Below are 20,552 nucleotides of genomic sequence, written 5' to 3'. Positions count from 1 at the left end.
AGGGTTTTGCTAAAAATAAGAAATTCAAATTACTTCTATATGAAAAAAATCAACTAAAAAGCCTATATTTAATTTCAGTTCCCAAAACAACCCAAATACAAATGCTTCGGTTTTTGATTATTGCAATCGGACTTTTACAATTAGCTTTTTCACTTAAAGCTCAAGAATCTGACAGCCTCACGATGGAGCAAAAACCATTCAATCAGGGCTTGATTCTTTCTTTGCCGCAGGCTATACAGAGTCAGATACCGGGACTCTTGGTCTCAAGACCGGGATCAAATCCCAATGGTAACTTTGATATGATTTACCGTGGTTACCATACTTTTCTTGGTAGGATGCAGCCGATGTTGATGTTGGACGGAATGCCCGGTTTGGCTTGGCACATGGTAGATCCTTTTTTGATAGATTCGATGAGTGTTCGCAGAGGGAGCCAATTGGCACAAATGGGTTTACAAGCTGCCGCCGGAGTGTTTGATGCTGCAATTTCCAATAATGGGAAGGAAGGGCTTTCAGTAACCTTTCTTCAAAATGTCAGCATGGAAAATTACCAAAGACCTTATGGCAACCTGAATGCACAGGAATATAGGAATCAGGCGCCGCCGGGAACATTTTTTGGAAACAGTGATACGGATTGGTTGGAAGCGTTGACACAAACTGCTTGGTCAACCAATACCGGTCTGAAACTCGGTTACCGGACGGGAAATTTGAATTCCAAAGTAATCCTCAGTCATCGCAATGTGGCAGGTATCCAAAAGGAGACCGGCTTCCAACAATTAAGTATTTATGGTGCCCTTGATTATTCTTTTTTGAAAAATAAGGTCAAAGCAGGAGTCTCGGCTTTGGTTGTTGATAGGGATTCTGAAATAGGTAATTCTGATTTTTTCCAGGCAGCGGTGGGAATGAATCCGACTTTTGCATTGGATCAACCAGTCAATTCCTTCAATAGGTATGGAGGAAATCCATGGCTTCGAATGACTGCGGATCAAAATACTTTGGATTCAAAAATGGAAATGGTACAGGCAAATATTACTGCCAATCCTTTTCCCCAATGGACAATCAGTGGAAGAATAGGCAAAGTCGGTTTAACAAAAGATCAGTTTCAATTTGATGGTATCATTGGATTGAGCAATAATGCGGGAACCTTTCAGAGGAATAAAACAAGAAAGGATGACCGTACTTACATGGAGTTTTCATCCGATTATTTGATTCAAATCAACGACTTTACTTTCAATCCGGGTATTCGTTTATCCTCCCAAAAGATTTCCTATGACCAAACAGGCACCAATCTAATCAGGCCATTTGAACCTGAGAATACTGTCGTGGTGCAAACACTGAATCCTCAAATCGGTAAATATACGCTGAATGCCTTGGGTTTTTTCTTGCAGTCCAATTGGAAACAAAGATTGTACTTTGACTTCCTCTACCAACCTGAAATTTCTTCCAATTTGGGGGAAAATGCAGGATGGGGGCAGTTTTTTGGACTGGATCTGAAATACCGTCTCAGTCAAAAATTTCAGATTTTTACATCCTATTCCCATACCGGTTTGATTCCTGATCGCACTGGTTTGAGCAAAACAATTTTACAGGTGGAACCTTTTGTTAATTTCACCCATTATGCCAACCCAGATTTGAAGTGGGAAGACACCCATCAATTGGAAATAGGAGGGAGTGGTTCCTTTTTCCAGAATAAGCTATCTGGGGAATTGAGGTTTTTTACAAGCAGGTCTTCTGATTTTATCAATCTGATGCGGGCATATGATTGGGATTATACAGATGGGAATTCCTATTATCCCAATACTTACCAGAATTTTGGGGAAATCAGAAACAGAGGGATGGAATGGGTTCTCGGTTTGAATTCGGTTAAAATCGGAATGGTAATCTATCAAAGCAGTCTTAATGCCACCTTTCTCAAATCAGAATGGAAAGACTTGGATGCTGAATTCACAAGCTTGGAAGGATATGACATAGGGGTCACCAGGGCTGTTGGAGGAGGCCCACATTACCAATATAGCACCCTGAGGACAGGCGAGCCAATCGGGACAGGCAGGGCGCTTGAGTTTTTGGGAATAGACCGCAGTACAGGAAAATGGATACTGCAACAGGACAATAACCAACAGGATTGGATGAATGATTATGTGCCTCAAGGTCAGACTGTACCCAAATGGTGGATGGGTTGGAACCATCAGCTGCAATGGAAAAAATGGCATTTGGACGCATTTTTTAGGGGAGTTTTTGGGCATATCAATGCCAATGAAACCAACTTGATGTACGGTGGAGTGACGTTTTTCAACCAAAATGTACTCCGTTCATTTCAGAACCTTAAGGATCAAGGCCTGACAGAATTTAACAGGTTCAGTAGTTACTTTATCGAAAAATCCGGATTCTTTTCCCTTCATTACCTTTCTGTTTCAAGGGATTTGAATTTTTTGATCAAAAATAAAAAAGTGTCAAGCAGAATTTCCCTGATCGCAAATAACCTGTTTTTCATCACTTCGTATTCAGCTGCAGATCCTGAGGCGAGACTTAACGCTAAGTCGGTATGGCTAGCGGATGAGCATATTGAATACAATGACAACTTTTATTCCTCTGGAATTGATGGTGCTTCTACCTGGCTGCCTTTGAGGGCTTTTACACTTTCCTATCAGGTGAGTTTTTAGAAAAGATCTCTCCTTCGTTGAGATGACAAGGAAAAGCCTTTTCGAAAAGTTTATGGTTTTTGCAGTTTCATCTTCCATTTCTTGCCAATTGGGTCTAGAATCTCATGTCCCAAATCTCCTGTCTATTTTTATTTGAAATCTTCCACTTTCATTCCTTTTCTGAATGTTCCAAAACCAAACATGGTCGGTTCGTATTTGCCGACGATGGAAACGTTCAGGTCAGGCGTGATTTGGTCCGACATATCCAATCCCCAAAAAACCGCATTCACGATCAGTCTCCTCAGGTCGTCGCTTTGCAAATCAACCGAAGCGCCCATCGTGGTAGCGAATGCTTTTCCTTTTTTGCCTCCCTCTACCTGATAATCTTTGGTCCAAGCCATAGGCATCACGGATTTTTCCCAGATCAAAGGCGTATCGGGAGTCATGCCTTTGGTGGGTTGGCCATAGACGAGCACTTGCGCATCTTGGGTCAGGTTCTTGACAGTATACACATCAGACGCCGCCCAAATATCATTGACTCCACGAAGGATAGGATGGTTTGCAAGTTGGGCAGGACCGTCGATCAGCGCACGGGCGCCTTCTTTGGCATGTTCGCCATGGTGGGCAACCCATGTTTCACCGAGGATTTTCTGCCCGAATCCTCCTTCCCAACCGGCGCTTTTGTTTCTCCAATCATACTTGGCATAGGGACTGTTTTTGTTTTTTTCGTAGTGGAAAGCATGGGTAGCAGTCCGCATTCCGATGATCGGTTTGCCTGCCATAATGAAGTCGTGGAAATATTTGGTCTGCTCATCAGGCAATTCTCGGAATCTGGTAAGCAAAATCATCAGATCGGCTTTTGCCAGGTGTTCCAATCCGGGTATGTTGTTTTGGTAAGAAGGGACGATATTGCCGGTTTCCGGTTCGATCGGAAACAACACCGTGCATGTAAATCCATAATGTTCCGCCAATAACTTGCCCAACATGGGCATCCCTTCCTCAGAGCGGTATTCATCATCGCCGCTGACAAGAACGATATGTTTTCCTTTGCCGGGACCTGATTTTCCTTCAAACTGCAACCAGGTTTTACCCTGCTGTGCCTGACAGCTGATGGAAAATATCAGGAAAAAGCCAAGGCTTAAGAATAAATATTTAGAAAAATACTTTTGGGAAACCACAATTTGAGTTGACATAGGGTTATTTGGTTTTATGGAAATTTCAGGATCTTTTCACTTTCCAAAAGATACTTTGAAAGTGGGTTTGAAAAAAGAAAAATTTGATGGGAATTATAAATGATTTTGAAAATTCCAGGCTTCATTAATTTGAGATTGTTCATCTAAGATTTAATTTGATTCAATAATATTCCTAAATTTTAACATGGAAATCGAAAGAAGAGACAATGAAATCGTAATTAGGGTTGATGAGGGAACAGACCTTACAGGTATACAGCGGCTTTTAGATTTTATCAAATTCCGTGAGATAACCTCAAAAAGTAAAGCGACTCAGCAACAAATCGATGATTTGGCTAAACAGGCAAAATCCTCTTGGTGGGAAGAAAATAAAAGGCGATACATTAAGTGATAGTTGTAGTTGATACAAATATCGTATTCAGCTGTATCTTAAGCCCAAATGGTGCTATTAGTGATTTACTTTTGAACTCTTCTGAACTGTTTGATTTTTTTGCCCCAACAATAATTATGGATGAACTAGACCGTCACCACAATAAATTAGTTGGGTTATCTGGATATAATGAAGATGAAATAGATTTTTTGAAATTAATGATTCTAAAGAAGATCGAATAATTCGATCTTGATCTCGTATCAAAAGAATCTTGGCTTAAAGCGGGTGAATTGACAAAAAACATTGATGTCTTTGATACTCCGTTTATTGCCTTATGCTTAGAACTCAAATCTCCCCTTTGGACTGGTGATCAAAAACTCAAAAGGGGATTGGAAAAAATGAATATTGATTGGATCCTTGGAACCGAACAGATTAAAATGATTAGAGATAAATAGTTATTGCATTGGCACTCTCAAACTCCTCATGGGTAAGAAATTTTCAATGATAATGACCTACCCAATCAATAGAAACCTTTGTTTTTTAGCTACAAACAATTGTTCACCGGCGATATTTAATCCCTAAGCCTCAAATGATGCAAATCAATTTGTCATCATTAAACCTGGAGTCCTTATCCAATCAGAAGTTACAGATGATTGGCTTGATGCTTGGGTCAAGCTGTCCTCGCCTAAATGGCTTCAGCCTCGCATCCGGCTTATTGAGGTCTTTGGGCATAAACAACGCGTTTTCATATATCTTGACCATTCTTTCTTTTTGGTCAAAAGTAAAATTGTCAACGCTGTTGATATAATCCATAAAATTGGTGGAAATGAAAGGAGCATTTAAACAGTTTGTCCTGTTGTTGCTGAATCTTAAAGATGGATTAGATGGTAGGGTATGGGAAGGGGTATCATCACAAAAATCCCCTGTCTGACAATCCTGAAAGGTATGATACAGCCCAAGATAATGGCCCAATTCATGCGCCAATACATTGTCATCCCTGTATTGTCCGTTAAAGAGTCTGAAATCAAGAGCCACCATAATTGGGTAAAACAATTCTGTGTCAGGTGTCAATATTGGTGAAAGTCCACCGACAACAGGACTTGTCAAAAACGGCAGGTAAGCGTAACCTGCTGCACCCATGCTATTGAGGTCTTCTACAAACACGTTGATATATTGGGTTGGATCCCAGATACTGTTGAACTTCAATCCCAATAATTCAGGGTCCTGTGCATCTTGGTATATTTTATCAGTAAAAATCCTGTTGATACCTTTTGTATTCATGGGTGTGCCATCGGGATTTCTGTCGGCCAACTTGAACCTGAAACCTGCATCTACAGCATTCAAATTCCTTCGAAAAGAAGACCGGACACCACCACCGAAAGCAAGGTTTGCCATGTTTATTTGGGTCTCTATTTGAAGCGGTGTTGGATTAAAGACATTGGAAAAGACATGAAATACTACCTGAAATTCTTTAATCGGATAGGAAATATCTGAGCGCGAATTGATTTTGAGAATATTGCTGTTTACCCCGAAAACAGAGGCCTGCACTTCAATCAGCCCTGTTTGCTCTATCGCAATACCTGTCAGTTTGTTGGTGTTTAAATTCCCTGCTTTTAAGGATAAATTTCTTCTGATTTGTTCTTGCACACCCGGTATTTCTCCATTGGGGCCAAATGCCCGGAGCGTAAAATCGTAGGTTCCATTGTTGGCCAAGGTAAATTCATTTCTGGTCTCATTTGAAAAATCCAAAACCAGTTCTGAAATATAATCTCCTTCTACCACCTCGATTTCAACCTCGTTGCTGAAGGTATTTTCTCTTGTTGGGAACATGACCCGAAGCTTATATTTCCCGGGTCGGGCAAGATCAAGTTTAGGTTCTTTGATCACCGAATCACCAAGATAGATCTCATAAGGAACATCAATGTTGTTTAAAAAAGGCCTGTTGTCCCTGTCAAAAAAGCTTACGGTCAGGTTAAGATCTTCTTGGAGATTTTCCGCAAAAAATATGGTTTTGGAAGAGATCAGTTGGATTCTGTTGATCTGATTGAGGTAAAATGAATTTTCAGACTCCCTGTCAGTCACACAGGAATTGAAGATTAACAGTACCCAAAAACTGTAGAGTAAGTGGATCTTTTTCATTAGTATACAAGTATGAGTTGGACCTGATTGATGCTGTTGGGGACAACAGGATTATTTACAAAATCATTGAGGGACTGATAATACCGAAACTCTATCAGCCTTTTTCCAAGATATGCCCCCGCACCAAAGGAGAGACCATACTGGAGTTTGTTGATTTCGACATTGAAGTTATTGACGGGATTTCCGTTTAAAGTCGTGCTTTGGGAGCTGTTCAGGATATATTTTGCAAAACCTCCCACCGACAGCGTCCCTTTGTATTTTCCTCCATAGGTCAATACCAAAGGAATTGCATCCAATCCGAAAGACACATTGCTAAATGAGGTGATTGCTTCGATATCCGGATTGATGGAGTTGTTATTGATGTTTTGGTATTCCAGATAAGGCTCAAGTCTGATGCGGTTGTATTCGCTCATTTTCCAGTCAAAGACCATTCCCAAAGCCGCCCCGATTTTATAATCAGATGCCACCTGTCCAAAAGACAAATCACCATAATCAAAAAAATTGAGAGAAGGAGAAAACCGGATTCCCATTTTCATTTCACGTGTTTTCTCAGGAATGCTGTCATTCTGACTTTCAGCTTTTGCCTCGAATCCTGACATGACAAGGCATATCATGAAAAGAAGAAGTGAAAAAGGTTTTTTCATTGGGGGACATTTCATATTGGCGAATTTCATTCATGCTTTGTTTTTAAATTCATCAGGTCCGTAATTTATTTCGAAGCATATTCCGGAATACCAAACCAAACAAATCTTATAAAAACCCTAAACTATTGAATCCGATTTAAAATTCCGCTTTGATAGCTGGTTTAGTTTAAAAAATGTTGGATATGAATGATAAAAAGTCTGAAAAGGTATGTTTTTTACCTCATTTTTAATTTGGGGAAAGTGGTCTTATTTTTATTATCCTTATCTTAAAAAATCAAAATATTCCCAAAATATCCATGCGGCAAAGATCATTCTTCCTCATTGCTTTTACTTTCTTGTTTTCTGTAAATCATATTTTGGTTGCACAGTCAGCACTTACTTTCGAAGAACCCATCAAGCAGCGGCTTTTTGTCCTCACAGACATCACCAATGAACCGGACGACCAACAGTCCTTAGTACGGTTGCTGGTTTATTCCAATGAATATGATATCGAGGGAATCGTGGCTACCACTTCTACCCATTTGCGAAACGGAATCCGAAAAGACAAAATCGAAGAATTGGTGCGCAACTATGGAAAGGTCAAATCAAATCTCGACAAACATGCCTCAGGATTTCCAACGATGGACTATCTGCTCAGCGTGACGACTCAGCACCTTCCCTTGTTTAGCATGGAAGGGGTCGGGGAAGGCAAAGATTCTCCAGGTTCGGAAATGCTGATCAAAGCCGTGGACAAAGCCGATGACAGGCCGCTATGGGTTTCTGTTTGGGGTGGGGCAAATTGTCTGGCGCAGGCACTTTGGAAAGTAAAAAACACCAGGTCAGAAGCTGAGGTCGCAAAATTTGTTTCCAAACTCCGGGTTTACGCTATCTCTGATCAGGATTTTGCTGGTCCTTGGGTCAGGAATAATTTTTCTGGAATCTTTTATATCGTGGATGCAAGTGCGGGAGACAATTGGAGGGAATATTACAAAGCCACCTGGACAGGAATAGCAGGGGACCGTTGGTACAAAAATGCCCCAATGGTTGATTTTGAGTTGGTCGACAATCCATGGTTGAATGCCAATATCAAGGAAAACCACGGTCCTTTGGGAGCCAATTACCTTGATGTGATTTATATCATGGAAGGGGATACGCCATCTTTTTTTGGTTTGATCAATAACGGTTTGGGATGGTACAAAAGCCCTACTTATGGCGGCTGGGCCGGGCGATATGAATGGTGGCAGTCTTATGGAGAAAAGGATAAAATTTGGACATCATCGATCAATACCCAAGATGAAATCACTTTGGCCGATGGCAGGAAGGAAGCATCCAATCAGGCGACAATCTGGAGGTGGAGAAAAGCCTATCAGCATGATTTCGCGGCAAGAATGGACTGGAATATCGCTGATGATTATAAAAAAGCCAACCACAATCCTGTCATTGTACTCAATGGGAACAAAGGAAAAGCTTTGGCTTTTGGTAAGTTTGAAAAAGGAAAAACAGTAAAGCTTTCTGCAAAGGGAAGCATGGATCCCGACGGAGACCAAATCAGGTACAAGTGGTGGATATACAAGGAAGCAGGCGCTTATACAGGAGATATGGAACTCTTCGATCCGCATGCCATGGACATTGAATTTGTCATGCCTGAATTGGGTGATGGCCAAACCTTGCATATTATCCTCGAAGTTGAGGATTCAGGTAGCCCTTCTTTGGTATCTTATAGAAGAGTGGTGTTGGGGAATTGAGAGAGTTGAAAACAAACTTTTATAAAATTGCCTTTAGCCGTAGAATATTCATTATAAATTGCATCCTTCAAAAATATCCCAAATCATGAAATTCCTTTTCCTTTTTTGCTTTTGTCTGATGTCTTCTTTGCTTTTCTCCCAAACCGAAATGCCTTTATATGAGGGACCGATTCCCAATTCCAAGGACGTGCCCAATGTAGAAACTTCTGAGGTGAGGGATGATGGAATTTTGATCATCAGCAAAGTAACCGTCCCCACACTGACTGCTTATCTTCCGTCCAAAGAAACGGCAACAGGAAAAGCCATCATCATTTGTCCCGGTGGCGGATATTGGTTGTTGGCGGCAGGGCATGAAGGCCATGATGTGGCAAAGGAATTTGCCAAAAGGGGAGTGGCTGCTTTTGTGCTGAAATACAGGTTGCCAAATGGATTGGCCATGGAGGACAAAAGCATCGGGCCACTTCAGGATGCACAGCGCGCTATCCAAATGGTTCGGGAAAATGCAGCCAAATGGAATGTAAAACCAGATCAGATTGGAATCATGGGCTTCTCGGCAGGTGGTCATTTGGCTTCTACTGCCGGCACACATTTCAAACGGGAAGTAATCGAAAACCCAAAGAAAACCAGTCTGAGGCCGGATTTTATGGTCTTGGTGTATCCTGTGATTACCTTTGATAAAGAAGTAGGGCACAGTGGTTCTTCCAAAAACCTGATCGGGGAAAAACCGCCACAAGGTATGATCGACCTTTATTCCAATGACAAGCAAGTTACCGCCGAAACGCCTCCCACCTACCTTGTCCATGCTAAAGACGATCCTGTCAAAATTGAAAACTCTTACCTTTTTGAAGCGGCGTTGAAGCAAAAAAATGTTCCCGTTTCCCATACCTACTTCGAAAAAGGGGGACACGGTTATGGCATGATCAATCCCACTTCCGAAGTCCGTTGGATGGATGATGTCGAAAAATGGATGAAGGCCTTATAAAGGCCTTTTTTGATTTCTTTCCCATAATCTCCCATTTTTAAACCAAGGTTATTAGAAAACCATGTTTAATTTCTAACTTTTGAAAAATACCAAAACCCAAACCACTATGAAAAAAATTTTCACATTACTCTTTTTGATCTGTACAGTTTCACCATCCATTGCCCAGATCAATGCGAAGTTGATGCGGTATATGGATGTCTCGGATTCCCAGATTGCATTTGTATTTGGTGGAGATATCTGGACAGTTCCCAAAGCGGGAGGCATGGCCACCCAATTGACTAGTTCTCCCGGAGAAGAATCATGGCCGAGATTTTCCCCTGATGGGAAATCCATCGCATTTTCAGCGAGCTATAATGGCAATCTTGACGTGTTCATGATGCCGGTTACCGGTGGCATACCAACCAGGGTTACGTACAAGTCCTTCCCTGACCGCATGATTGACTGGCATCCTGATGGGAAGCAGTTGCTTTTCGGTTCCACAGGTGAACTGGGTGGAAGAAGGTTGTTAAACCAGTTTTTTCTAGTCAATAAAGAAGGTGGTTTTCCTGAGAAGTTGCCTTTGCCCTATGGAGAATTGGCGAGTTTTTCTCCTGATGGAAAGCAATTGGCTTACATTACCAAAATCACTGAAAATTATCCTTTCAAAAGAATCCGCAGCGGCAACAACTCCGATATCCTGATCTATGACATGGCTTCCAAAAAGGTCGAAAATGTCACCAACAGGATAGCCATTGATGGCAAACCGGCCTGGTCGGGAACCACGGTTTATTTTCTTTCGGATGAAAACCCCGACATGAGACTGAATATCTGGGCTTATGACACCAAGTCCAAAGCCATGTCGCAGCTTACCAATTTCAAAGATTTTGATATTTCCTACCTTTCAGCAAGTGAAAAGGAACTGGTTTTTGAAATGGGCGGCGACCTTTACCTGATGGACCTTGCTACCAAAAACTACAAAAAAGTAGATGTCCACGTAGTCAGTGACCTATCTGTTGAAATGGCTCAACAAAAAGATGTGAGCAAAAACATCGCCAATATGACCGTTTCACCGGATGCCAAAAGGGTTGTTTTTCAGGCAAGAGGCGAGCTGTTCAATGTCCCTTCGAAGGAAGGTTTCACCCTCAACATGACCCAATCAAGCGGTGCTTTGGACCACAGCCCTGCTTGGTCTCCTGATGGCAAATCAGTTGCCTATTGGAGCGACCGATCAGGGGAAAATGAAATATACCTTCAAAATACCCAAGGAAATCAGGAAGCCAAAAAACTTACCGACCGAAAAGGTGGATTTGGATACACCTTGCATTGGTCTCCTGATAGCAAAAAATTAGCGTTCATAGATGAAAAGCATGATATCTCCATAGTAGATGCCGTGTCGGGTCAGGTCAAAAAAGCCGGCAATACCCATTGGGTCATCGGACATGGTGGAGCGCCCGGTTTTCCGATCTCTTGGTCTCCTGATTCTAAATATGTTACTTTCCCGATTGGCCTTGAAAATGCCAATACGGCCATTTTCATCTACGATGTAGAAGGAAACAAATTGACTCAGGCGACTTCAGGGTATTATTCAGATGATTCTCCGACATTTAGCAAGGACGGAAAATACCTTTTTTTCCAGACCAACCGGAATATGGATCCTGTTTACTCAGCTTTGGGTGACGGTACATGGGTGTATCCCAATGCAACCCAAATCGGTGCAATCAGCCTGAACAAATCTGTGGCTTCTCTTTTGGCTCCAAAAAATGACACCATTACAATTGCCGCGGACAAGAAGCCTGACGAAAAGAAACCCGAAGAAAAGAAGGCCAATGGCGTTCAGGTATCCATTGATTTTGATGGTTTGGAGTCTAGGGTGGTAATCCTTCCTGTCAAGCCGGGGAATTTTGGAAAGATGACAGCCATCGACGACAAATTGGTTTTCATGCGGTACCCAAGGACCGGATCGGGAGACAATGGTTCGACTTTGATGTATTATGATATCAAGGAGAGGGAGGAAAAAACCATTTTGGATAAGGTGAACAACTATGTTGTCTCTGCTGACGGCAAATCCATTTTGATTTCTAGCAATGGTCAGTTTGGAATCATTGTAGCAAATGCAGCACAAAAAATGGAGAAGCCTATCCCAACCACCGGTCTTGTCATGAATTGGGTGGCGAGGGAAGAATGGAATCAGATTTTCAATGATACCTGGAGACGATACAGGGATTTCTTCTACGATCCCAATATGCAGGGTGTGGATTGGGAGGATATGAGGAAACGTTATGGAGCTTTGATCAAAGATGCCAGAACACGTTGGGACATTACCAATATCCAATCCAACATGCAGGCAGAACTTGCCGCAGGCCATACCTATACCAATGGCGGTGATGTAGAATCAGTGACGCCATTGATGACGGGATTTCTTGGAATCGAGTGGGCAAAAGACGGAGACCGATATAAAATAAAGAGGATTGTAAAACCTGCTGCGTGGAATACCGAAGTCAGGTCGCCTTTTGACAGATCAGGCGTGGAGGTGAAGGAAGGGGATTTTATCCTTGCTGTCAATGGCATCAAGCTCGATCCCAACAAAGATCCTTATGCGGCATTTGAAGGTTTGAGCGGAAAGACTGTTTCCTTGACAGTGGGGCAGAAAAACGGCAATTCGGAATCAAGCAGAGACGTGGTCATCACCTGTCTTTCGCCGGGCGAAGAGTCAAACCTCAGATACCTAGAATGGCTTGAGAATAACAGAAAACTTGTCGAAAAGCTTTCTGATGGACAGCTTGGCTATGTCTACATGTCCAATACTTCCGGTGACGGTCAGCGGGAATTGGTCAGTATGTATTATGGCCAATTGGACAAAAAAGGATTTATCATCGACGAAAGATTCAATGGCGGCGGGCAATTGGCAGACAGATTTTTGGAATTGCTCCAAAGACCGGTGGTCTACAACCTGCATTGGAGACATGGCCGTGACCATACCAACCCTATCAAAGCCAATACCGGACCGATGGGTATGTTGATCAACGGTTGGGCCGGATCCGGCGGTGATGGACTTCCTTGGGCTTTCAAGGTGTTGAAGGCAGGACCGATTGTCGGAGAAAATACACTCGGGATTTTGGTTGGACCGGCTACAGGACATCAGTTGATAGACGGTGGAGGAATCACCGTTCCGGATGCAAGACTCTATGACAATGCAGGACATTGGTTTTGGGAAGGTGAAGGTGTAAGCCCGGATATCGTCGTGTGGGATGACCCTAACCTGATGATGCAGGGAAGAGATCCTCAGATGGAAAGAGTAGTTCAAGAAGTATTGAAACTCATTCCTACCAATCCATCTACCATGACTCCGGCTCCGGCATATGAAGACAGGACGGCGAAAGGAATGAAGAAGAAGTAAGATTAAAATACTCATCAATTGGGATTTTAATTGAGGGTTGCTGCTTGTGAAGACACAAGCAGGAGAATGGAAGTAATATTAAAATTACCATCCCAATTCCGGCAAGATCCACCCTTGCCGGAATTGGGATTTTTTTTACAGCAGGGTTTTCTTTCCTGATTGGTAAGGATTTTTGGATTATTGGCAAATAATCATTTAACCCTAATTTTTTTTCCAATAAATTCAAATCAATAATCCAAAAATTGATTTTAATATGTTGTCAGAAGAAGAAAAAGAGCTTATCAGATTAAGGGAAACTTGCCGGTTTGAAGTCAGGGAAAAACTTCAAAATGAAGCTGACAAAAAGATAGGATGGGGGAAAGTGATCTATTTTTTCAACAGCAAACTCGGTCTTTGGATATTGTCTGCTGTTTTTCTCTCCGGTGGGGTGGTGGCCTATGATGATTATAAAGAGAAAAAGGAAGACAAAAAATCCCGAACCGAATTGGTGGAAAAACTTGATTTGGAGATCAGCTACAAGTTCAATCGGGTGATATATTTTATCGATGAACTTAGCGATAAAAAAGGTGAAAATTCCCAGATTCTAGTCACTGCGAGTATAGACGATGTACGTGAAATCGCCTTGGGTTTGGATAAATCTTCAGGGAAAAAGGGAGATTTCCTCAATGGGGATTTTCAGAACTGGAGCCTTTTGGCGCTGATGGTAGAGCTCAGAAGGCAACTGTTGAAATCAGGGATTAGGGATGCAGAATTGGATCAGGTAATTACCCGCATGACTGATCTTCCCGCGTTTTTTGAAGGCAAGAATATTGACTATGCCAATATTCCTGCGATCAAAAAACTGATCAGGGAAAATCTGATTTTATCGAGATGGGAAAATCAGGGTTTTTCTTTATAATAATCAAACCAGCTTAAGATCGCTGCCACTTTGCCCCACACCTGGGAGTAGTCAAACGGTGAATAGTGGACTGGGTGGGATATGTTATTCCACCCTTTTATCCTTCCAATTTGTAATTGGAATTTTGGCTTTACAAAACAATTTTAAGTTATTGTTGAAAAGGTAGAATTACAAATTCAAAATCATAAAAAGGCGTAGTTACAAACTACGCCAAGAGGGCAAAATCAAGGCTTCGCTTTATAATAATCAAACCAACTCAATATCGCTGCCACTTTACTCATCAGCATACTTGGCTTGTCTACCAATCCATGGGAAGCATTGGGGATTCTGACCATGGCGGTTTCGACTTCTTCTAACTTCAATGCTGCATAGTATTGCTCGGATTCTCCGATTGGGGTTCTGAAATCTGATTCTCCTGTCAGCAACATAGTCGGGGTTTTGACATTGCCGACCAAGGAAATCGGAGAGCGCTTCATATAATTTTCGGTTTCTTCCCAAGGTTTTCCCGGGAACCAATACTTGGTAAAGAACGCCGGATTATCAGCATAGAGGGCATGGCTATACCAATTGATGACAGGCTTGGCAACTACTGCAGCTTTAAAACGGTCTGTTTTTCCAATAATCCAAGCGGTCAGCACTCCGCCGCCACTTCCTCCTGTGACAAAAAGATTTTTGGTATCGATGTAGCCTTTGGCAATTACCGCATCTACGCCCGACATCAAGTCATCATAGTCGTTGCTCGGGTAATTGTGGTGGATGAGGTTCCCAAATTCTTCTCCATATCCGGTGCTTCCTCTTGGATTGGTATAGAGCACGACATAACCTGCAGCAGCCATCGCCTGCAATTCATAAGTGAATGATTTGCCATACATCGTGAATGGACCTCCGTGGATTTCGAGGATCATCGGGTATTTTTTGTTAGGGTCAAAATCAGGTGGCGTGATGATCCATCCCTGAACTTTCCTTTTGTCAAAAGACGATTCCCACCAGATTTCTTCTACACTTCCTATTTTTCTTGAGTGGAATAAATCCTCATTGACTCTTGTGAGCCTGTTGGTATTTCCATCTCCCCAAGTACCCAAATCCGCAGGATGCTCTGTTCCTCCCGAAGTATAGGCGAATCTGTTGTTGGCAGATACTGTAAATTGGCCGACAACGTATGGCCTTCCTAAATCTAAGCCACCAAGTCCCTCGGTAATGGTTCTTACTTTTCCAGTCAAGGCAACATGGCCTATTTTGATATTTCCATGTTCGCCATATTGGAAATAGATTCCCCTGCTGTTTCCTTCCCAAATGATGTTTTCAATATCTCGGTCAAGATCCCCACCTAGCATTTTGGAATCTGTTCCGTCGGCGTTCATTACATAGAGTTTGGTCACTTGATATCCCTGAAACCTGTCATCAAATCCCAAATAGGCGATTTTGCTGCCATCAGGAGACAGTACAGGATTAGAATCCGGACCAAATCTTTTGGTCAAAGGATTGATTTTTCCGTCAGCCAAGGTGAGTTGGTAAACTTCTGAATTCAATGGTTCGAGCTCGTGCTTTTCGTGGAGGTTTGCAGAAAAGATGAGCGACTTTCCGTCTTTGGACCAAATTGGATTTCCATGGTTCAATTCAGAAAAAGTGAGTTGGGTAGGTTTTCCGCCGTCGATTCCCAAAGTAAAAATCTGTGTGTTCCCGCTTTTTAAGTAGCCCGCACCATCGCTCCTGTAAACCATCTGATCGATGTAAATCGGCGCATCGTTCCATTTTGCTCCCTCAGGTTTGGTGGGGATTTTAAGCAATGTTGACTTGTTTTCTTTTGGGACAAACATGGAAAACGCCAGTTGTTTGTCGTCCCCGGACCATGACACTTCTCCAGGTGCAATTGCCGAATTGGTCAATGCAACGGTTTCTTTTGTATCCAGCCACATCAGGAAAAGCTTTGTTTTCTCATCCTGCATGTTGGATTTGAATACAATCTTGCTGCCGTCATGTGACCATCTCGGCATAAAATCCCGCTGATTGCCTTGGGTCAGCGGCCTGTTTTGACTTCCGTCAAAATTGACCATCCAGAGATTGGAGAGATCATTGTCAGTCATGACATCCTTGAAATTGCGGACATAAATGATCTTGCTACCATCCGGTGAAATCTGCGGATCGGATACATATTCCAGATCAAAAAGGTCCAAAAGTGTCAGGTTGGACTTTGTCTGTCCAAAAGTCTCAAAGGAAAAAAGGAGTAATAAAATGGGTAAGAAGCTTATTATGCGTTTCATAACGGATGTTTGGCTGATAGATGACATTTTGATTTTATTGAAATTGAATATAAGATAATGCATTCCCATTTAAATGCCTAAAATGAAATATCTAAGTGGAAATTCATGAATAGAAGGAAGGTACAGGATTCTATTTGCTCATAAAATTTGCAGATTTCAAGGTATATTACTTCGACAAACCAAAATGACCATGAATCAAAAATCAACTTTCAAACCAAACCTGCATTTCCATTTTGGGATGCTGCTTCTGCTCTGCTTTAGCATTTCTGTTGAATCTTTTTCCCAGATCCCAAGGCAATTCCTCGAAATCTCTGTAGTCCCTGACAGGGAAGATTGGACCTATAAAACAGGTCAGAACGTGGAGTTTTCTGTTTCTGTCACCCAATCAGGCCGACCGGTAGCTGTAGAAAATGTCCGCTATGTAGTCAAAGAAGAAAAAATGGAACCGATCAAAGAAGGCTCTTTGAAACTGAAAGATGGAAAGGCAACCATCGAAAAATTCACCATGAAGAATCCCGGATTCCTCAGGTGTGAAGTATTTGCGACCATTGATGGAAAGGAATACAGAGGAATCGGAACCGCAGGATTTGAACCTGAAAATATCAAACCTACCGTCAAAATGCCAAAGGATTTTGAGGAGTTTTGGAATACAGGAAAATCTGAACTTGCCAAAATCCCGATGGATGCCAAGATGATCCACCAACCTGAAAGAAGCACAGACCAAGTGGATGTATATCATGTCAATTTTCAAAATGTGCGAAACAGCCGAATCTATGGCGTCTTGACTGTACCCAAAGGCGGCGCTAAATATCCTGCTATTTTGTTGGTCCCCGGTGCAGGCATCAGGCCTTACTTCGGTGACGCCAACAAATCTGTCCGTGGCGCGATTACCTTGCAGATCGGAATTCACGGAATTCCGATTGACATGAATCAGGAAGTTTACAACAACCTTGGTTCTGCGGCCTTAAATGGTTATCCGACTTTTAACATCTGGGACAAAGACCTTTACTATTACAAGAGGGTTTATTTAGGATGTATCCGTGCCGTTGACTTTTTGGTTTCCTTACCGGAGTATGACGGCAAAAATCTAGGCATCCAAGGCGGAAGTCAGGGTGGCGCGTTGTCGATCATTACAGCCGCTTTGGATCCGCGGATCAAATACCTCACTGCCATGTATCCGGCGATGAGTGACATGACAGGATATCTCGAAGGAAGGGCAGGAGGTTGGCCCCATGTTTTTGCAGGTAATAATTTACAGAAATTCAACAAACCCGAAGTCATCGAAACCATCGGTTATTATGACGTGGTCAATTTTGCAAGGATTCTCAAAACCCCCGGATTTTACACTTGGGGATACAATGATGACACTTGTCCACCGACTTCTTACTATTCAGCTTTCAATGAAATCAAGGCTTCGAAAGATGTGTTTGTCGTACCTGAGACAGGCCATTGGACTTATCCTGAGCAAGGCAAAAAAGCAGACGACTGGATTTTTGGAAAGTTTGGAAAATGAGTTTTCGACTGCAAAAAGTAATTACACATAAATACTCCCGCAGCTGTTTCGGTTTCATAAAAGAAAGATTCAATGAGATCGAGATAGATGCGGGAGGATATTTTACTCAAAATAATAAAACTGATGTTTCTTGAGAGAAACATCAGAGGCTTGGTTTGGAGGGTCAAAGTCAGTCAAAGTGGACTACAGACCGATATTGAATGGATGGACTATTTGATTTTTTCCGCCTCTAATTCTTTCAAATCACTTTCTTCAATGACTTTGCCCAAGTCTAATCCTCCTCGGAAGACGAGCATTCCTCCGGCAAGACCCATCGGAAGATTTTTATTTTGAATGCCCTGTGTCAACAGGTATGTACCTGAAAATAGCATCACGGCAGGCTCAACGGTTTTGAGGCTTTTTTTGGCGATTCTAAATATTGAATTCAATAGCTGTGACATGACTTTTATATTTGTGCAGTCCGTTTTTCTGAGACTGCGGTTAAACATTCACTAATTTAATCACAAAACAGTTACAATTCATGTTACCCAATGTTTTGTTAAGGACTGAAAATATTTCCGGGCGAAATTGGTTAAACCCAATCTTTTCCTCAAATAATTAACTTTTACCTAGGTTGCAAAAACCATGCATTTTTTAGTAATCCCAAGGGATAACGGCTATTTTTAATCTAAACCAAGTGCTTTTGGGAATTAATTGTATTTTTAGTGTTTCAATTTAGAATCTGAATGAGCAAATCCGATTACAGTAACCTTTCCAAAGAACAACTTCTTGAAATGATCCACCACTTGGACAGAAGCAGGAAGTATGGATTGGTATGGGAGGAAGAAAAGGAACCTGAAAAAGTGGTTGCTGAAATTCAGGATAAAATTCCGGTATTGCAGGAAATCCAAGACAGGGAGATTTTCAACAGTGCCAGTCAACCTACCCATCTGCTGATCGAAGGCGACAATTTTCACTCACTTACAGTTTTAAATCAGACCCATCAGGGCAAGATTGACCTCATTTACATTGATCCGCCGTACAATACCGGAAAGGAAAATGAATTCCTATACAATGACCGGTATGTGGACATCAATGACGGGTATCGACACAGTAAGTGGCTGTCCTTTATGTGGAAGCGGCTCAATCTTGCAAAAAACCTTCTGAAAACTTCAGGAGCTATTTTTATTTCCATCGATGACAATGAGATTGCGCAGCTGAAGTTGCTCTGTCAGGAAATTTTTGGGGAGGAAAATTTTGTAGCCCAATTTGTCAGAAAGAATAAAGCAGGTTCCGGACATGACAGCGGTCAGGTCGCAGTGGAGTTTGACTACATGCTTTGCTTCGCAAAAAATAAAGCCGAATTGAAGTTTGCTAAGGAGAGGCTCGATGTAGAAAGTGACAAGAAGTATAGGCTTTCGGACGCACATGTGGAGTTTAGGGGGAAATATTACCTCCGTGATTTGGATTATCGAGGGTCGTATAGTGAAAGCATGGATTATGTGATTACCGCGCCCGATGGAACAGAGATGCTTTCGGGAGGAAAATTTGGGAAGCCCAACACTTGGAGGTGGAATCAGGACAAATTGAAATGGGGAATTGAAAACGACTTTATTGTATTCAAAAAAACCAACAAGCAATGGAAAGTCTATATCAAACAGTACCAATTTGTCGACAACCTGAACAGGCGACGTGAGCGGCAGCTTCCCTACCGGGCTTTGATCCAGTTTTTGAATTCGGAAGGAAGTCAGGAACTGAATGAAGTGGTGGCGCAAAGTATTTTCAAATTCCCCAAACCGATAGGCTTGATCAGGTTTTGTATCGATTTGTTTGAATCCAAAGAAATCACCGTGCTGGACTTTTTTGCCGGATCGGGGACGACCGGGCATGCAGTTTTGAAGGCCAACGAAGCGGATAGCGGCAAAAGACAGTTCGTCCTCTGTACCAACAATGAGAACAATATCTGCGAAGAAGTGACCTATACGCGTGTTTCTAAGGTGATCCAAGGCTATCAGGGACCCAAAAAACTTCATGCTCCGATTGCACAGAATCTTAAATATTTTAAAACTGGATTTTTGGAGAAAGCAAAAGAAAACCACCAGGAAGAAAGTCCCATTTTTAAATCTTGAGAAAACAGAAATGGTCAGTTTCGAGCATATCCTTCACCTTCCTCTGACCGAATCAGAAATCCTCGAATCGATCCAAAAAGCAATTGAAAATACCAATATCTCGGAATTGGACAACCTCCGTTTCCGTCATCCAAACATCCAGTTTGATTGCATGATCAGAGGATATTTGGGCGAGTTTGCGATCCAGAAATGGCTCAAAGAAAATGGGATTGAGGTAGAAAGGACGAATCTGATATTGGAGGACGATCAGGTAGACATAGACTTTGTATACAAAGGCAAGAATATTGAACTCAAGACTTCCTTGGTTCCCGATGCGGACCAAACAGTCAAAAATGCCCTTCTAAACCGAGATATCAAACTGATCAGAAGGGAAGAGAAAATCGAAAACCTTAGAGGGGATATTCACTTGCAGGTTTTTTTTAACCAAAGGAGAAAAGCAAAAGACGATTGGTTAAAGGCTTTAAAGGTTGATTTGGGCCTTATAGATCCTAAATTCCTGTATGATGCTTTTTGTGCCAAGAGATACAAGTCGGACTTGTTTTTTGTAGGTTGGATTGATAAAATTACTTTGGTGAAAAGGATAAATCTTATGGGAGAAAGAGAAAGGACTTGGACTTTTCAGAAGTCAAAGCGGGAGTTTTGGTCCTGTAGGATTCTGGAATCAAACAAACCTGCTGAACTGGTCCATTTCTTAAAATCTATTTGATTTAG

14 protein-coding genes and 1 pseudogene are annotated in these 20,552 nt (G+C 42.0%); 10 read left to right on the top strand and 5 right to left on the bottom strand.

Annotated features, from left to right (window positions below):
* Positions 1-101 precede the first annotated feature (101 nt).
* Positions 102-2,657 carry a TonB-dependent receptor plug domain-containing protein gene (locus DQW11_RS18905; protein ID WP_113925674.1) on the top strand — a complete coding sequence of 852 codons (2,556 nt, stop codon included), beginning with the start codon at positions 102-104 and terminating at the stop codon, positions 2,655-2,657.
* Between the two features lie 128 nt (positions 2,658-2,785).
* Here DQW11_RS18905 and DQW11_RS18900 read toward each other — a convergent pair whose 3' ends face one another.
* Positions 2,786-3,829 carry a ThuA domain-containing protein gene (locus DQW11_RS18900; RefSeq protein ID WP_113925673.1) on the bottom strand — a complete coding sequence of 348 codons (1,044 nt, stop codon included), beginning with the start codon at positions 3,827-3,829 and terminating at the stop codon, positions 2,786-2,788.
* Between the two features lie 184 nt (positions 3,830-4,013).
* Between DQW11_RS18900 and DQW11_RS18895 the strand changes: the two genes are divergently transcribed.
* Together DQW11_RS18895 and DQW11_RS22665 are read left to right on the top strand one after the other, a co-directional pair.
* Positions 4,014-4,217, top strand: coding sequence for a hypothetical protein (locus DQW11_RS18895; RefSeq protein WP_113925672.1), 204 nt, complete (start codon positions 4,014-4,016; stop codon positions 4,215-4,217).
* Positions 4,214-4,651: pseudogene (locus DQW11_RS22665) on the top strand (PIN domain-containing protein). Before DQW11_RS18895 ends, DQW11_RS22665 begins: the two are co-directional and overlap by 4 nt.
* Before the next feature lie 181 nt (positions 4,652-4,832).
* On the opposite strand, the gene DQW11_RS18880 reads toward DQW11_RS22665, so the two are convergent.
* Together DQW11_RS18880 and DQW11_RS18875 are read right to left on the bottom strand one after the other, a co-directional pair.
* The gene (locus DQW11_RS18880; protein WP_113925669.1) at positions 4,833-6,335 is read right to left on the bottom strand and encodes a M43 family zinc metalloprotease; all 1,503 of its coding nucleotides are present in this window, start codon (positions 6,333-6,335) and stop codon (positions 4,833-4,835) included.
* Complete coding sequence (locus DQW11_RS18875) at positions 6,335-6,979, bottom strand: outer membrane beta-barrel protein (RefSeq protein WP_157966151.1); 645 nt, start codon at positions 6,977-6,979, stop codon at positions 6,335-6,337. Before DQW11_RS18875 ends, DQW11_RS18880 begins: the two co-directional genes overlap by 1 nt.
* A 296-nt stretch (positions 6,980-7,275) precedes the next feature.
* Between DQW11_RS18875 and DQW11_RS18870 the strand changes: the two genes are divergently transcribed.
* From DQW11_RS18870 to DQW11_RS18855, 4 genes are all read left to right on the top strand, one after another.
* A complete protein-coding gene (locus DQW11_RS18870; protein ID WP_113925667.1) occupies positions 7,276-8,703 on the top strand; it encodes a DUF1593 domain-containing protein in 1,428 nt (475 codons plus the stop codon).
* A gap of 85 nt (positions 8,704-8,788) precedes the next feature.
* On the top strand, positions 8,789-9,685 hold the full coding sequence (locus DQW11_RS18865) for an alpha/beta hydrolase (protein WP_113925666.1): 897 nt from the start codon (positions 8,789-8,791) through the stop codon (positions 9,683-9,685).
* Positions 9,686-9,791: 106 nt separating this feature from the next.
* The gene (locus DQW11_RS18860; RefSeq protein ID WP_113925665.1) at positions 9,792-13,061 is read left to right on the top strand and encodes a S41 family peptidase; all 3,270 of its coding nucleotides are present in this window, start codon (positions 9,792-9,794) and stop codon (positions 13,059-13,061) included.
* A gap of 253 nt (positions 13,062-13,314) precedes the next feature.
* Complete coding sequence (locus tag DQW11_RS18855; RefSeq protein WP_113925664.1) at positions 13,315-13,959, top strand: hypothetical protein; 645 nt, start codon at positions 13,315-13,317, stop codon at positions 13,957-13,959.
* Between the two features lie 224 nt (positions 13,960-14,183).
* On the opposite strand, the gene DQW11_RS18850 is transcribed toward DQW11_RS18855, so the two are convergent.
* On the bottom strand, positions 14,184-16,220 hold the full coding sequence (locus tag DQW11_RS18850) for a S9 family peptidase (protein ID WP_113925800.1): 2,037 nt from the start codon (positions 16,218-16,220) through the stop codon (positions 14,184-14,186).
* Between the two features lie 190 nt (positions 16,221-16,410).
* Between DQW11_RS18850 and DQW11_RS18845 the strand changes: the two genes are divergently transcribed.
* The gene (locus DQW11_RS18845; protein WP_232826799.1) at positions 16,411-17,733 is read left to right on the top strand and encodes an acetylxylan esterase; all 1,323 of its coding nucleotides are present in this window, start codon (positions 16,411-16,413) and stop codon (positions 17,731-17,733) included.
* Positions 17,734-17,942: 209 nt separating this feature from the next.
* Here DQW11_RS18845 and DQW11_RS18840 read toward each other — a convergent pair whose 3' ends face one another.
* Positions 17,943-18,173, bottom strand: a complete 231-nt coding sequence (locus DQW11_RS18840; protein WP_157966150.1) for a hypothetical protein — start codon at positions 18,171-18,173, stop codon at positions 17,943-17,945.
* Between the two features lie 285 nt (positions 18,174-18,458).
* On the opposite strand from DQW11_RS18840, the gene DQW11_RS18835 reads away from it, so the two are divergent.
* A complete protein-coding gene (locus DQW11_RS18835; protein ID WP_113925662.1) occupies positions 18,459-19,841 on the top strand; it encodes a site-specific DNA-methyltransferase in 1,383 nt (460 codons plus the stop codon).
* Between the two features lie 10 nt (positions 19,842-19,851).
* Positions 19,852-20,547, top strand: a complete 696-nt coding sequence (locus DQW11_RS18830) for a hypothetical protein (protein WP_113925661.1) — start codon at positions 19,852-19,854, stop codon at positions 20,545-20,547.
* Positions 20,548-20,552: the final 5 nt, after the last annotated feature.

The organism is Cognataquiflexum aquatile (assembly GCF_003316845.1).
In the GTDB taxonomy this organism is placed as follows: Bacteria; Bacteroidota; Bacteroidia; order Cytophagales; family Cyclobacteriaceae; genus Cognataquiflexum; species Cognataquiflexum aquatile.
Note: the sequence above shows the minus strand (reverse complement) of the source record. Positions and strands in the feature narration are given on the sequence as shown.

Excerpts from the sequence above, each read along its gene's own strand:
- DQW11_RS18860 (WP_113925665.1), top strand. The coding sequence starts at position 9,792 with ATGAAAAAAATTTTCACATTACTCTTTTTGATCTGTACAGTTTCACCA.
- DQW11_RS18905 (WP_113925674.1), top strand. The coding sequence starts at position 102 with ATGCTTCGGTTTTTGATTATTGCAATCGGACTTTTACAATTAGCTTTT.
- DQW11_RS18870 (WP_113925667.1), top strand. The coding sequence starts at position 7,276 with ATGCGGCAAAGATCATTCTTCCTCATTGCTTTTACTTTCTTGTTTTCT.
- DQW11_RS18900 (WP_113925673.1), bottom strand. The coding sequence starts at position 3,829 with ATGTCAACTCAAATTGTGGTTTCCCAAAAGTATTTTTCTAAATATTTA.
- DQW11_RS18835 (WP_113925662.1), top strand. The coding sequence starts at position 18,459 with ATGAGCAAATCCGATTACAGTAACCTTTCCAAAGAACAACTTCTTGAA.
- DQW11_RS18840 (WP_157966150.1), bottom strand. The coding sequence starts at position 18,173 with ATGTCACAGCTATTGAATTCAATATTTAGAATCGCCAAAAAAAGCCTC.
- DQW11_RS18830 (WP_113925661.1), top strand. The coding sequence starts at position 19,852 with ATGGTCAGTTTCGAGCATATCCTTCACCTTCCTCTGACCGAATCAGAA.
- DQW11_RS18895 (WP_113925672.1), top strand. The coding sequence starts at position 4,014 with ATGGAAATCGAAAGAAGAGACAATGAAATCGTAATTAGGGTTGATGAG.
- DQW11_RS18845 (WP_232826799.1), top strand. The coding sequence starts at position 16,411 with ATGAATCAAAAATCAACTTTCAAACCAAACCTGCATTTCCATTTTGGG.
- DQW11_RS18865 (WP_113925666.1), top strand. The coding sequence starts at position 8,789 with ATGAAATTCCTTTTCCTTTTTTGCTTTTGTCTGATGTCTTCTTTGCTT.
- DQW11_RS18880 (WP_113925669.1), bottom strand. The coding sequence starts at position 6,335 with ATGAAAAAGATCCACTTACTCTACAGTTTTTGGGTACTGTTAATCTTC.
- DQW11_RS18875 (WP_157966151.1), bottom strand. The coding sequence starts at position 6,979 with ATGAAAAAACCTTTTTCACTTCTTCTTTTCATGATATGCCTTGTCATG.
- DQW11_RS18850 (WP_113925800.1), bottom strand. The coding sequence starts at position 16,220 with ATGAAACGCATAATAAGCTTCTTACCCATTTTATTACTCCTTTTTTCC.
- DQW11_RS18855 (WP_113925664.1), top strand. The coding sequence starts at position 13,315 with ATGTTGTCAGAAGAAGAAAAAGAGCTTATCAGATTAAGGGAAACTTGC.